Below are 13,007 nucleotides of genomic sequence, written 5' to 3' on the forward strand. Positions count from 1 at the left end.
GGTGACATTAACGATGCAGCCCGATAACAACGACAGGTCTGTCGAGGATAGTATCGACCGCCGACGGCTTCTCCAGGCGCTTGGCGCAGGCGGCGCCATCGCCATCGCCGGGTGCAGCGGCGACGGTGGGAGCGGCAGTGACGGGGGTGACGGCGACAGTGAGAGCGGCGGTGGCGGCAGCGACGGCAGTACGCAGAGCGTGCAGTTCCTCACGATGGGCGTCGGGGACAACATCAAGCAGTTCTTCGAGGAGAACAACGCGGCCTTCGAGGACGAACACGGCGTCGACGTAGAGTTCACCAGCGTTACGTGGGACAACGCACGGCAAACCGTGAACAACCGTGTCGACGGCGGCGAAGCGCCCGACGTCAGTCGGTGGCCGGCACGCTGGATCCCCCAGCTGGTGGGCAAAGACGCACTCGAACCGCTTGATGACATGATGGACGGGGAGTTCGGCGAGCAGTTCTACGACGGCGTGGCCGAGGGAACGATGTACAACGGCTCCCACTGCGGCGTGCCGTGGGCCGCCTCGAACAAGTGCCTCTACTACAACAAAGATGTCTTCGAGACGGCGGGGCTCGACCCGGAAGACCCGTCGCTTGAGTCGTGGCAGGATATGCTGGATGCCGCAACGCAGATCCGTGACAGTGATGCGAGCGTCCCAGCACTGGGCCTTGCAGGGGCCGACGCAATCGAAACCGGGTCGCAGTACTACCACTACCACTGGTCACACGGCGCGGACCTCGTCGACGACGAAGGTATGCCAGTCGTGAACTCCAGTGGCGCTGTTGATGCCCTCTCGTTGTACACCGACCTTCATCTCGAACACAATGTCACGCAGTCATCGCCACTCTCCTCAACTCGGCAGGACATCCGACAGCTGTTCGAGAACGGTGACCTCGGGATGGTCATCGGGCACGTGTACACGGGACTCAACATCACCGCCGCGAAGGAAAACGGTGACGTCGACTTCGATTACGGTATCGTGCAGGTACCGCGTGGCCCTGAAGGTCGGTACAGCCTCTTCACTATCGACACGCTCGCCATCCTGAGTCAGAGCGAACACAAGGACCTCGCCCGGGACCTGATTCGGTTCTACTTCGACGAGGAGCGACGGTTCCAGTACTCGAAGCAGAAAGGGTTCCTCCCCGTCGTCGAAGCCGTCGGGGAGCGCTCGTACTTCTCGGAGTCGAAGAACTGGGGACCGTTCGTCGAGGCGGGGCAGTACGCCCGCGCCCGACCGAAGCTCGGTAACTTCAGCGAGTTCAACGACCGGATGGTCCAAGCCATTCAGGAAGCACTGGCGGACCGGAAGTCACCGCAGAAAGCGCTCAACGATGCACAGAGTGATCTCGAAGATGCCATGGAGTGACAGACAGGGATGAGTCTGGCAGAGGAATACACCGAAACGTCCGATGACTCACGTCTCGAACGAGGGCTGGCGTACGTCCAGCGCAATAGCCGAGCGTACCTCCTCATTGCTCCCGCAGCGGTGTTCCTGCTGGCCGTTGTCGGGTACCCGATCATCGAGACGTTTCGGTTGTCACTGTACCAGTCGCCGGCCGACTCGAACATCGAGACGTTCGTGGGACTCCAGCATTACGTCGAAATATTGAACAGCGACATCTTCTACCGACTGCTCTGGCAGACCGGTCGCTGGGTCGTCGCCGGTGTCGCGGGCAAGACACTGCTGGGACTGCTCATCGCCGTTCACCTCAAGGGAGATATCCGCGGTCGGAAGTTCTTCCGCACGGCGTTTCTCATCCCGTGGGGGATTCCCTACGCGATCTCCGCTGTGGTGTTCCGGTGGATAGAGCACCCGCAGTTCGGCTACCTCAACGCGATCTTGCTAAAACTCGGCATCATCGAACAGGGTATCGGTATCCTCGGAAACCCGAGTCTGGCGTGGCTCGGCGTCGTCGTGGCTGATATCTGGATCGGAACGCCGTTCATGGCGATTATCTTCCTCGCGGGCCTGCAGTCGATACCCCAGGAACTGTACGAGGCAGCCGCCATCGACGGTGCCGAGAAGTGGCACCAGTTCCGGTACATCACGCTCCCGCAACTGAAGAGCGTCGTCCTGATTGCCACGCTACTGTCGACGATATGGACGTTCGTCAGTTTCGACGTCATCTGGACGATGACCGGTGGCGGGCCGATTAGCTCAACAGCAACGCTCGTTATCCACATCTATCAGGTGGGCCTCCAGAACGGGAACCTCGGACGCGGGGCCGCCTACAGCGTCATCGGGTTCCTGTTCCTGTTCGTCTTCGCTATCATCTACCTGCGCATCTACACGCGCGGCGGTGACGAGCTATGACGATGGCAGGCCACGACCGGAGCAGTCTCCGCAAAGTCCGGCTCTACGGCGTGCTGATCGGACTACTCGGGCTCATGATGTTGCCGTTCTACGCGATGTTCTCGAGTACGCTCAAGCCGGAGTCGGAGATCTTCGCTGCACCGGCGACTCTGGTCCCCAGCGACCCCAGCCTCCAGGCCTACCTGCAGGTCTGGACACAGACCGACGTGTTGCTCTGGGTCGGCAATAGCTTCATCATCTCGGTGGGGACAGTCGTGTTGACGCTTCTGCTGGCGATACCGGCCGCGTACTCATGTGCCCGGAACGACTTCGTGGGGAAGCGAACCTTCCTGCTCTCCGTGCTGGTCGTCCAGATGTTCGCACCGGTCGTGTTGATCGTCGGCCTCTTCGATGTTATCTCCCAGATGGGACTGTTCAACACCTATCTGGCTGTGATCGTCCCGGCGGCGGCATTCACGCTCCCGTTCAACGTCTGGATGCTGTACGGGTATTTCAAGACGATCCCCGTCGCGCTCGAAGAGTCAGCGCGTATCGACGGCGCGAGCCAACTGCAGATCCTCACGAAGATCGTGCTCCCGCTCACGAAGCCGGCGCTGGTCGCCAGTGTCACCTACACCTTCCTCTACGCGTGGAACCGGCTGCTGTTCGTGCTCACCTTCCTCACTGACAGTGCGAAGTACAATATCCCGCGCGGGGTCTTCTCGATGGTCGGCGCGCTGCAGACCGACTGGCGGATGATGCTCACTGTGTCTGTGATTGGTATTATCCCACTCCTGATTTTGTTCGCCTTCCTGGAGGAGTATATCGTCGCTGGCATGACGGCTGGCGCAGTCAAGGAGTAACCGCCTCTACTTTTATTATCGCCGCGATAGTTGGTCGCGTATGGAATTCGCGATGTGGGCGTACCCGTGGGACCTTCTGGACGAAGGGCCGGCCGAGGTGGAAACACGACTGCGTGGCGTCGGCGTTGACGAACTGAACCTTGCGACGAACTATCACACTGTGCAGGCATTCACGCCACACAATCCGGAGCGGCGGACGCTGTTCGCCCGCGCGAGTTCGTATTTCGAGCCCGGGCCAGAGTACGGGGACCTCGAACCAGTGCCGTATGAACAGATGGACGGGGACTGGGTCGCGGACATCGCCGCCGGCCTGTCAGAGCTTTCACTCAATTCCTGGACAGTCGGCTGCCACAACTCTCGGCTCGGGATGGCCAACCCCGAGTACACGCTGGAATCTGCACACGGTGACGACCTAATCTTTGGCCTGTGCCCGTCCCAACCCGCGGTCCAGACGTATCTCTCGGCACTGGTCTCGGATCTGGCGGCCCGCGATACGTTTGCCCGTATCGAACTGGAAACGTTCGATTACTTCTACGGGACGGGCTTTGGATGGCACCATCAGAAGATTCACGCACGGCTGGGGGTGCTCGGAGAGTTCCTGCTCGGGATGTGTTTCTGTCCACACTGTCAGGAGAATGCGACGGCTGAGGACGTCGATGCTGAACAGGCACGCGAGACGGTAGCCAACGCGCTGGACGATATCGTCGCTGGCGAGCTGTCACATGACCGCTCACCGGAGGCTTGGCTTGCGGAGCACAGTACTGTCGCCGCGTACGTCGATGTCCGCGAACGGACGCTGTCGTCACTGTACGCCACACTGGCTGACGCCGCGGGAACAACACCGCTTGGCTACTACGTCGGCGCGCCGGAACCCGGCCGCGAGTGGATCGTTGGGGCCGACCTACAAGCGCTCTCGAACCACGTCGATTACTACTGTCTGCCGGCCTACGAGTCGTCAAGTGACGCAGTCATAGGTGCGTACAACGCCGTTGAGACGGTGATTGATGACGTGCCACTCCACGTTGGTCTCCTGCCGGGCCATCCGGCCATCGACGACGAGGCGACCGTGGTCGATATCGTGGAGACTCTCGACTCGAAAGGAGTGCCGCGGCTATCCTTCTATAACTACGGACTGCTTCCAGAGCAGTCACTGGAGTGGGTCGAAACCGCCATCGAGACAGTGAGCTGAGAGGGGGAAGCGGTACTTTGATATCGGTTCCCGGACGACAGAATGGCATGGAGATAACTGGCGTGTCAGCGGTAACTGTAGATGTACCGTTGGCCGACTTGGATGAGCATCTCGGAATCGGGCCGTACGTGACCAACCACGGAAAGTTACGTTCGATGGAACGCGTCCTCGTCCGTGTCGACACAGATGAGGGCCTTAGCGGCTGGGGCGAGATGCGTGTCTTCCTGTCACCGGAAGCCACCGAGTCGATTATCGAAGACGGAGTTGGGCCGATGATTGAGGGCCAGTCGCCGTTCGAAATCGAGCGACTCCGCCGGCAGGTGTTCGTCGAGTACACCAACGTCGATATGTTCTTTGCCGCCGTCGAAACGGCCTGCTGGGACATCGTCGGGAAAGCCCTCGATAGACCAGTGTACGAGCTGCTCGGCGGATGGACAGCACCGACACAGGGGACACAACAACACCGGCAAAGCGTCGATGGCGACAGTACTGCTCCTATTGAGGTCCCTGTTGCCTTCTGTCTCGGCATCCTCTCGCCCGAGGAGTCTCGTGTCAAAGCCCGAGAAGCGCACGAAGCGGGCTTCACTGTCCTCAAAACGAAGGCGGGACGGGACTGGCGACAGGACGTGGAGCGAATCAGAGCGATGCACGATGAGGTCGACGGACAGCTCGAATTTCGACTCGACCCGAATCAGGGCTGGACGCTCGACCAGGCGGTTCGGGTCGGCGCGATGCTCGAAGATGCGGGTATCTACCTGCAGTATATGGAACAGCCGATTCGCGTCGATGCACACAGATCGCTAGCCCGACTCCGACAACGACTCCGCCAGCCGATCGCGCCGAACGAGGACACGTATATCTCGCATAATCTGCAATCGCTTGTCGAAGCTGGCGCGATGGATGTCGGCGTTATCGACCTGACCCCAGCCGGCGGCATCAGTGGAATTCGACAGCAGGCCGCCATCCTTGAAGACGCCGGGGTTCCCTTTACCCACCACTGTGCGTTCGACCTGGGGACTCGAACGGCGGCGATCCTCCACGCGTTCACCGGCATCCCGGGCTTTTCCTTGCCCCCAGATTCGACGTACTACGGCTGGGAGGCAGACATCATTGAGCGGCCGTTCGAGGTCAGCAACGGCTGCCTCCCGGCCCCGGACGGTCCTGGTCTCGGAGTTTCTATCGACATGGCTGCCATCGAGGAGTATCGAATCACATGAACGGCCAAGAGCAACTTTCAAGAGGGCAGCTTACGTGGGTGCCAGTGTCATGGTAGAGCTATCATTAGCGGACCGGCCAGCCATTGTGACTGGCGCGTCACGGGGTATCGGGCGCGAGATCGCGGCCCGGTTCGCCGAAGCTGGTGGCGATGTCGTCGTCTGTTCGCGCACCTACGAGGACGTGGAAGCGGTTGCGACGGAACTGACCCAGACACACGATGGCCGCGTTGTTCCGGTCGAATGTGACGTTACAGACCGGGAGGCGGTACGGGACCTTGTCGACACGACCATCCAAGAGTTCGGGGACATCCGCGTGCTTGTGAACAACGCTGGTGGCGCAGTCGAATCCGCCAATCTGTTGCACCGGTGTGACGAGGAGACCTTCGAATCGATGGTCGACCTGAACCTGAAAAGCCAGTTCCTCCTGAGCAAAGAGGTACTGCCAGCGATGGTCGCCGCTGGCGGCGGGTCGATAATCCATATGGGATCAGTCAACGGCCTGTTCGGTATCGGTCTCTCCGGCTACTCCGAGGCGAAAAGCGGACTCCTGGCGCTCTCCCGAAACATCGCCGCCCACTACGGGCAACACGGGGTCCGCTCGAACGTTATTTCGGCGGCGACCATCGAAACAGCGAACAGGCGGGCGGAGATGGAAAACACGGAGGAACGGACCGGTGAAACGAGCGCCCGGGAGCGCTGGCTCGACCAGTATCCGCTCGGGCGGTTCGGCACACCGCGAGAAGTCGCTGATACGACCCTATTCCTTGCCTCCGAAATGTCGAGTTTCTTGACCGGTGAGAATCTGGTGCTTGACGGCGGATTGACGACGAGCCTGCCGACATCGTTCATCAACGAAGTCTACGACGCAGACGACCAGCCGACAACCAATTGACTCACGACCCATGGAAGAACTAACAACTGACGACGCCCCCGATAGTATCGGCCCGTACTCGCAAGGAATCGCTAGCGGTGACCGCATTTACGTTTCCGGTCAGGGACCGGTCGACCCGGATACCGGCGAGGTAATCCAAGGCACGCCCGGTGAACAGACCCGGCGTACACTCCGGAACGTCGCGGCCGTGTTGCAGGCCGGTGGCGCTTCGCTTGACGATGTGGTGAAGGCGACGGTGTTCGTGAAGGATATGCGATACTACGACGAGGTGAACGAAGTGTACGGTGAGCTCATGTCACCACCCTATCCTGCACGCAGTGCTGTTGAAGTCGTTAAATTGCCAGTCGATATCGACGTTGAGATAGAGGTTGTTGCAGAACGGTAGTATGTCGCATCTTGTAGTGTTCGACTTTGATGGGACGCTCACTCGACAGCGCGGCGGGTTCGAGCTGTTGCACACCCTCTACGGAACAACACCGGAAGCCGAGACGCTAATGAACCGGTTCGAGGCCGGAGAAATTACGTTTACAGAGTGGTGTCAGGGAGCGGTCGACGTGTGGCGTGCGAACGATATCACCAGATCAGATATCACTCGTGCGACCCGGGCCCTCAAGCCGAAAGCAGGTGCTGTCGACCTCCTCGCCCACCTCCAGCAAACGGATATCCGATTCGGCATCCTCAGTGCCGGCGTTGCGAACCTTGCAACGCGATTCGAGCCGTACGAACCGGCGTTTGTTCGTGGAAACTGGCTTCGGTTCGAGGATAGACGGGTTTCAGCTATCGATATCGGTGTCGGTCCCAATGAGAAAGGAGAGCTACTGAGAAAAATTCGAAGCAAACAGAATCCCATCTCAATCACCTATGTCGGCGATTCACACACTGATACGGAGGCGTTCATCGAGGCAGATACCGCGGTGTTATTTGACCCCGATGAACGCGTTCCCGAAACAGCAATCGACGCAGCGGACACAATCATTGAAAGTGCGGATATAACAGAGGTACGGAACTGCATTCCAACGGCATAGCCCGCTATTCGCCGGTATAGACTTATATCCAGATAGGGTGTTTTCTTATTATTTCTGCAATATATGTTCTCAAATATGCAATATGCTCACCCATATAGTTCATATTACATCCAAATTCCGGTTCTGAAGCAGGCTTAGCTTTCGGCGTGAGAACTGGACCGCTGTCGACGTTACTCACTACTACACTGGTCCCAACCGTGTATTCCCCGGACAGATGCCGCCCGGTCATCGGCACCGCGTCAGTGGTCGCTGGCGCAGTGGCAACATCTAGCAATTTGCAACAGGCTTCGACGGCCCTTTTACCGTCGGGTGGTGACCGGCAACTGAATGAGTCGCTATCGAACGACCGGTTGCTTTCTCCTCCTGGCTGCAATCTGGGGTACTGCATTCATGGCGACAGATGTCGGCCTTGCCGACCTGCCGCCAGTACCGTTCGCTGCCGTCCGCTTCGACATCGCCTCCGTTCTCCTGTTTGCCGCGCTGGCTGTCACAGGCGCGCTAGAGCGGCCACAGACCCGCGACGACTACGTGTACGTCCTCGCTGGGGGTTCGCTTATGATCGGGGTGCATCACGTATTCCTGTTCACCGGGCAACAGTACGTCACCGGGGCCGTCGCCGCCGTACTGCTCGGTCTCGTTCCCGTCGTAACGCCCGCGCTGACGAAGCTCGCGTCGAGCGATGACACGTTCACCGCGAATACTGGGGTCGGCGTGGTACTCGGCTTCGCCGGCGTTGTCGTCATTGCTGACCCTGACCCAGCGAATCTCCTCAGCAGTACTATCGGAATCGCGCTCGTGTTCGCAGCAGCACTGGCGTTCGCCATCCCGGCCGTCGTCACGCACGACACCAGTCCGTCGATGTCGTTTCTGGCCACACAGGCGTGGTTGATGGCTATCGGAGCCGCTGTCCTCCATCTCACCGTACTCGTACTTCCCGGACAGTCGTTTGCGGACGCATCGTGGACGCCGTCCGCGCTTGCGGCGCTGTTGTATTTGGCTGTCGTCGCCGGTATCGGCGGTTTCCTGCTGTACTTCCGGTTACTTGACCAGCTGGGCCCTATCGAGATGAGTTTCATCGAGTACGTCATCCCCCTGTTCGCCGCGCTCGCCGGCTGGCTCGTGCTCGGTCAGCAGGTCACGCTCGCCACCGTCGGTGGGTTTGGATGTATCCTGCTGGGATTTATCGCGGCGAAGTGGACGGCGCTGCGAGCGGAGCTTCGTCGGGTCGTCGAACCGAAAACCAGTCCACCGGCCGACTGACCACAACCGGGTGAGCAGGCCGTCACTGACTGGACCACTCTCTAGATACGGGAAAATCGACAGCGAAGCGAGAAACGGTAAGAATGACCGTCAGGCAGGAGTGCCAACGGCGTCGCGCTTCTGAAAACAAGCGAATTCCAACCGCTATTTTGCTATCCTTTTCAGATGAACGGCTGTAACACTTGCCATTTGACGACAGACCCGTCTGAAAACGGAACCTTGTAAGAGAAAACCGCATCATAGCCGCTTGCACATACTGGCGGGGCTAACGGGTTTTTATAAGACTGCCCGTTGCTGTGTAATATGATACAACCCATTCGCACGCTATGGATCCGGTATCGATCTATCCCGCTCATCTGGCGCATCTTTGTCGCCTTCGTACTGGGAGCAGGTGCCGGTATCGTGTTCGGGGAGCAGATGGCTGTCGTCAGACCAGTAGGCGACCTCTTCCTCCGACTGCTCAATATGCTGGTCATCCCGATTATCGTCTTCACACTGCTGACCGGGATTCGACAGCTCTCACCCGCAAAACTTGGAAAAATCGGCGGTGCGACAGTCGGTCTCTACGCCCTGACGACGACCCTCGCAGGAATCATTGGTCTCGCGGTTGCAAACGTGCTTCAGCCGGGTCGTGGGCTTGAATTCGGCGGCGGTGAAGCGCAATCGAAAGCGCCGCCGTCGTTGCTTGATGTCGTTCTCGGTATCGTGCCGAACAATCCCGTCGCGGCGCTCGCAGAGGGGAATCTGCTGGCGACGGTTTTCTTCGTCATCGTCTTCGGAATCGCGCTGACATACGTCCGCGCCCGGCAAGACGCGCTCGCAGAGAGTGTCGATTCAGTGTTTGAGGCCTTCGAAGTGGGTGCTGAGGCGATGTTTGTCATCGTCCGTGGCGTCCTCGAATTCGGTGTGCTCGGTGTGTTCGCGTTGATGGCGTCCGGCATCGGCACTGAAGGCATCGGCCTGTTCTCCTCGCTGGGCGAGCTCGTGTTGGCAGTCACTATTGCAATCGGCATTCACATCGGCTTCACCTATCTCGTTCTTTTGATGAGCGTGATTGCCGACGTGTCGCCGATTGCGTTCCTCAGCGGAGCGAAGGACGCGATGGTGACTGCGTTCGCGACTCGGTCGTCGAGCGGAACGCTCCCTGTTACGATGCGCAATGCGGACGAAGACCTGCAGATCGCTGAGCGAGTGTATTCGTTCACGCTCCCGGTCGGTGCCACGGCGAACATGGATGGTGCTGCCATCCGACAGGCGGTCACCGTGATGTTTGCCGCAAACGTCGTCGGACAGCCACTAGTGCTTACTGAGCAAATTTTCGTCTTAATTGTGGCCGTCCTCATCAGCATCGGAACCGCTGGCGTTCCGGGAGCGGGGATCGTCATGCTCACTGTGATTCTCACACAGGTCGGCCTTCCGCTGGAGGTCGTTGGATTCGTCGCCGGGGTCGACCCTATTCTTGGGCGGATTGCAACTATGAACAACGTCACTGGCGACCTCGCAGTTTCGACCGTTGTGGGGAAGTGGAACGACGGACTCGACCGTGGTGAGGGTGTCTGGTCACGAAACCTGAGCGGAGTCGCTGAGTTCGTTCCCGGTGACGACTAAAGCGAACGGCGGGAGCGATTCCAACAGCCCCTAATGCTGGTACAGTTGTTATTCTAATCTATTAGAAGAGGAGTACTTCTCGCGACTGGACAGACAACAACAGTATGAGAGGTCCTCGGGCCGGGTACACCAGTCAGAAGCGTTCGTCCAGCCAATTCGTGGTATCTTTGCAGTCTCAGAAACCGGGCGATATCGGTCCCGATTTTACTTGGTTCGTTTTCGTTCCTGTGTCGGGTGGTCTGTGACGTACACTTTCGTATCGTCCGGAATGTCGTCAGTGACCCAGGAGTTCGCCCCAATGCTGACGTGGTCACCAACGCTGATGGCACCCAGAACTTTCGTGCCCGCGCCGATGACGACGTGGTCGCCGATATCCGGGTGTCGTTTGTAGCCCTTCTTTAATCTGTGTTCGTCGCTCTCGTCGGCCTCGAAGTGGAGCGCGCCAAGCGTCACGTCCTGATAGAGGCGGACCCACTCCCCGACAGTTGTGGTTTCGCCGATGACGACGCCAGTCCCGTGGTCGATGAAAAAGTGGTCGCCGATTTCAGCGCCGGGGTGGATGTCGATGCCGGTCTCAGTCTTGGCGTATTCGGTGAGTTCGCGAGCGTACTCGGAGGCTCCGGCCTCGTAGAGGGTGTGTGCGACCCGTTGTACGAGTATTGCCATGAACCCCGGATAGGACCGGATTATCTCCATATACGTCTTTGCCGCCGGATCACCTTTGAACGCGGCCTCCACGTCCTTTTTGAGTCGTGTGCGAACCGCCGGGAGCTGATCGATGACGGCGTCAACTGTTTCAGCCGGGTCCGACCCAGAGTAGGGTCTAATACCGGCAAAGAAGAGGCCGCCCAGGGTGTCGAGACGGTCCAGAACGGCGAGCTCGTCCCGGACCAGTTCAGCAGCGTTCCAACAGGTCGGGAAGAACAGTCGTTTGAGGATGTCGATTTCCGGTCTTCGGTGTTCCCGCCGCGGGAACTCCATCTGCGTCTGGGTCGGGAACGGCTCTTCATCGGCCCGGTACGCCGCGAAGAGTTTCTCGTGTGTGTCGCCCGTGTAACAGTAGTCCATATCGGATTGTTGGGCTGAAGCATCTTAGTTTTGAAACAATAGTTGTCTTTTCCGCTATATGTTGTGTTCTCGCTGACGCTGTAGAATTGAAAACGAGCAGCATCCCACACTGAGAGGTAGCTATTTGATACTGGCTTGTCATCGATTCTGTATGAACGGCGAGTGTTACTTCTGTCACGGCATCGTTTCAGCACCGGAAGAAGGCCACATCTGGCTGCGTGAGCACGACAGCCACGAGGTGTATATGCACGAACAGTGTGCCAGCGGTCACAACGTCATAGAGGGAGAACAGGACCCAGCAGGTGAACTCCTGATTACATGCCCGGAGTGTGGTGCGGTCGAAACGATATAACAGTCCACGCGGGTAGTCCTGCGAACGGGCCCTACGGAAGCCTAATATCGACGCCGGACTGGAGACTGGCCGCTTTCACAGTGTTATACAGCAGCATCGCGATGGTGAGTGGTCCAACACCGCCGGGAACCGGGGTGATGGCGTCCGCTTTCTCTTTAGCGCTCTCGAAGTCCACGTCCCCGACGAGTTCGTACCCCTTCTCCGTGTCAGCATCAACCCGGTTGATGCCCACATCAATAACTGTCGTACCCGCCGAGAGCATCGACCCGTCTATCATCTCCGGAACCCCGGCGGCGGCAATCACGATGTCCGCGTTGCGAGTCTTGTCCGCAAGGTCATCAGTTCGGGAGTGGCAGACGGTCGTTGTCGCGTTCCCGCCCGGCCCGTACTGGATGAGCAAGTTTGCCATCGGTTTGCCGACGATGTCCGAGCGACCCACGACGACAACGTCTTTCCCCTCCGTCACAACACCAGTTTCGGCCAGCATTTTCTGTATTCCATGGGGGGTGCAGGGCTTGTATCGCGCATTCCCCGCGACGAGTCGGCCGACGTTTTCGGGATGGAACCCGTCGACGTCTTTCATCGGGTCAATGCGCTCCAGTACGTCGCGCTTTGGCACGTGGTCGGGGACCGGCATCTGAACGAGGATTCCGTGGACCGCCGGGTCCGCGTTCAGTTCGTCGATGGTCGAGAACAGCGTCTCAGCTGGCTCATCCGCACTGATTTGATGATGAAACCCCTCAATGCCGATTTCATTACAGGCCCGCTGTTTCATCGAGACGTACGTTTCACTCGCGCCGTCGTCGCTCATCAGCACAGTCGCCAGCCCCGGTGTGACACCCTCGCTGACGAGCGTGTCCGTACACGCCGCGACGCCCTCCGTGATCTGGTCGCCGATTTCGTTCCCGTCGATTACTGTAGTCATTGTTGCTAGGTTTGCTGTCGGCCCCGAAGTCCCCAGTTAGATGTTCAGAGTGAGCAGACTGCTGCACGGTCAACTGCTGGGGTTGGCCAAGCATTCGATGTTTCCCTCAAGCCCCGTCGGAATAGTGAGTGATGCGGAATAGTCCAGCCTTTGAAATGATATCGGCTATTCGTCCAGTGTTTAGCCGTAGTCAGTCGACAGTTCGGCAGTATTTCGGGCAGTAGGAGAGAGTACCGAAGGTTTTTGTCCTGACCCATGCTTGGTCTACACAACCACACCGAGAGGCAGGGCCTCTCGCTTAGGAGCAAC

Annotated in this window: 13 protein-coding genes; 11 read left to right on the top strand and 2 right to left on the bottom strand. The window is 58.9% G+C overall.

All coding sequences use genetic code 11. From position 1 onward, the window contains the following. Positions 1 to 13 precede the first annotated feature (13 nt). From G9C82_RS15670 to G9C82_RS15715, 10 genes are all read left to right on the top strand, one after another. Positions 14 to 1,372 carry a sugar ABC transporter substrate-binding protein gene (locus G9C82_RS15670; RefSeq protein WP_127014625.1) on the top strand — a complete coding sequence of 453 codons (1,359 nt, stop codon included), beginning with the start codon at positions 14 to 16 and terminating at the stop codon, positions 1,370 to 1,372. Positions 1,373 to 1,381: 9 nt separating this feature from the next. Further along, on the top strand, positions 1,382 to 2,320 hold the full coding sequence (locus G9C82_RS15675; protein ID WP_127014626.1) for a carbohydrate ABC transporter permease: 939 nt from the start codon (positions 1,382 to 1,384) through the stop codon (positions 2,318 to 2,320). Further along, positions 2,317 to 3,162, top strand: coding sequence for a carbohydrate ABC transporter permease (locus tag G9C82_RS15680; RefSeq protein ID WP_127014627.1), 846 nt, complete (start codon positions 2,317 to 2,319; stop codon positions 3,160 to 3,162). The genes G9C82_RS15675 and G9C82_RS15680 overlap by 4 nt, the downstream gene beginning before the upstream one ends. Before the next feature lie 40 nt (positions 3,163 to 3,202). Continuing rightward, entirely contained in the window at positions 3,203 to 4,351 is a 1,149-nt protein-coding gene (locus G9C82_RS15685) for a hypothetical protein (RefSeq protein ID WP_127014628.1), read from the top strand. Between the two features lie 47 nt (positions 4,352 to 4,398). Then, positions 4,399 to 5,568, top strand: a complete 1,170-nt coding sequence (locus tag G9C82_RS15690; protein ID WP_127014629.1) for a mandelate racemase/muconate lactonizing enzyme family protein — start codon at positions 4,399 to 4,401, stop codon at positions 5,566 to 5,568. Between the two features lie 49 nt (positions 5,569 to 5,617). Next, positions 5,618 to 6,460, top strand: a complete 843-nt coding sequence (locus tag G9C82_RS15695) for an SDR family NAD(P)-dependent oxidoreductase (protein WP_127014630.1) — start codon at positions 5,618 to 5,620, stop codon at positions 6,458 to 6,460. 10 nt (positions 6,461 to 6,470) lie between these two features. Beyond that, entirely contained in the window at positions 6,471 to 6,845 is a 375-nt protein-coding gene (locus G9C82_RS15700) for a Rid family detoxifying hydrolase (protein ID WP_127014631.1), read from the top strand. 1 nt (position 6,846) lies between these two features. Continuing rightward, positions 6,847 to 7,485, top strand: coding sequence for an HAD family phosphatase (locus G9C82_RS15705; protein ID WP_127014632.1), 639 nt, complete (start codon positions 6,847 to 6,849; stop codon positions 7,483 to 7,485). A 327-nt stretch (positions 7,486 to 7,812) separates the two neighbouring features. Next, positions 7,813 to 8,745 carry a DMT family transporter gene (locus tag G9C82_RS15710; protein WP_011222723.1) on the top strand — a complete coding sequence of 311 codons (933 nt, stop codon included), beginning with the start codon at positions 7,813 to 7,815 and terminating at the stop codon, positions 8,743 to 8,745. 303 nt (positions 8,746 to 9,048) lie between these two features. Then, the gene (locus G9C82_RS15715) at positions 9,049 to 10,353 is read left to right on the top strand and encodes a dicarboxylate/amino acid:cation symporter (RefSeq protein ID WP_127014633.1); all 1,305 of its coding nucleotides are present in this window, start codon (positions 9,049 to 9,051) and stop codon (positions 10,351 to 10,353) included. Between the two features lie 204 nt (positions 10,354 to 10,557). Here G9C82_RS15715 and epsC read toward each other — a convergent pair whose 3' ends face one another. Further along, a complete protein-coding gene (epsC, locus tag G9C82_RS15720; RefSeq protein WP_004965993.1) occupies positions 10,558 to 11,421 on the bottom strand; it encodes a serine O-acetyltransferase EpsC in 864 nt (287 codons plus the stop codon). Between the two features lie 151 nt (positions 11,422 to 11,572). Between epsC and G9C82_RS15725 the strand changes: the two genes are divergently transcribed. Further along, positions 11,573 to 11,773 carry a hypothetical protein gene (locus G9C82_RS15725; RefSeq protein ID WP_004965994.1) on the top strand — a complete coding sequence of 67 codons (201 nt, stop codon included), beginning with the start codon at positions 11,573 to 11,575 and terminating at the stop codon, positions 11,771 to 11,773. 31 nt (positions 11,774 to 11,804) lie between these two features. Here the strand turns inward: G9C82_RS15725 and G9C82_RS15730 are convergent, their stop codons facing one another. After that, the gene (locus G9C82_RS15730; RefSeq protein ID WP_004965995.1) at positions 11,805 to 12,698 is read right to left on the bottom strand and encodes a bifunctional methylenetetrahydrofolate dehydrogenase/methenyltetrahydrofolate cyclohydrolase; all 894 of its coding nucleotides are present in this window, start codon (positions 12,696 to 12,698) and stop codon (positions 11,805 to 11,807) included. Between the last annotated feature and the right edge of the window lie 309 nt (positions 12,699 to 13,007).

It is taken from the genome of Haloarcula sp. R1-2, assembly GCF_011627385.1.
Lineage (GTDB): Archaea > Halobacteriota > Halobacteria > Halobacteriales > Haloarculaceae > Haloarcula > Haloarcula marismortui.

What these genes read in the sequence shown, in the direction of transcription:
- G9C82_RS15710 (WP_011222723.1), top strand. Translation starts at nt 7,813, where the DNA reads ATGAGTCGCTATCGAACGACCGGTTGCTTTCTCCTCCTGGCTGCAATC.
- G9C82_RS15670 (WP_127014625.1), top strand. Translation starts at nt 14, where the DNA reads ATGCAGCCCGATAACAACGACAGGTCTGTCGAGGATAGTATCGACCGC.
- epsC (WP_004965993.1), bottom strand. Translation starts at nt 11,421, where the DNA reads ATGGACTACTGTTACACGGGCGACACACACGAGAAACTCTTCGCGGCG.
- G9C82_RS15715 (WP_127014633.1), top strand. Translation starts at nt 9,049, where the DNA reads ATGATACAACCCATTCGCACGCTATGGATCCGGTATCGATCTATCCCG.
- G9C82_RS15675 (WP_127014626.1), top strand. Translation starts at nt 1,382, where the DNA reads ATGAGTCTGGCAGAGGAATACACCGAAACGTCCGATGACTCACGTCTC.
- G9C82_RS15725 (WP_004965994.1), top strand. Translation starts at nt 11,573, where the DNA reads ATGAACGGCGAGTGTTACTTCTGTCACGGCATCGTTTCAGCACCGGAA.
- G9C82_RS15700 (WP_127014631.1), top strand. Translation starts at nt 6,471, where the DNA reads ATGGAAGAACTAACAACTGACGACGCCCCCGATAGTATCGGCCCGTAC.
- G9C82_RS15690 (WP_127014629.1), top strand. Translation starts at nt 4,399, where the DNA reads ATGGAGATAACTGGCGTGTCAGCGGTAACTGTAGATGTACCGTTGGCC.
- G9C82_RS15730 (WP_004965995.1), bottom strand. Translation starts at nt 12,698, where the DNA reads ATGACTACAGTAATCGACGGGAACGAAATCGGCGACCAGATCACGGAG.
- G9C82_RS15685 (WP_127014628.1), top strand. Translation starts at nt 3,203, where the DNA reads ATGGAATTCGCGATGTGGGCGTACCCGTGGGACCTTCTGGACGAAGGG.
- G9C82_RS15695 (WP_127014630.1), top strand. Translation starts at nt 5,618, where the DNA reads ATGGTAGAGCTATCATTAGCGGACCGGCCAGCCATTGTGACTGGCGCG.
- G9C82_RS15705 (WP_127014632.1), top strand. Translation starts at nt 6,847, where the DNA reads ATGTCGCATCTTGTAGTGTTCGACTTTGATGGGACGCTCACTCGACAG.
- G9C82_RS15680 (WP_127014627.1), top strand. Translation starts at nt 2,317, where the DNA reads ATGACGATGGCAGGCCACGACCGGAGCAGTCTCCGCAAAGTCCGGCTC.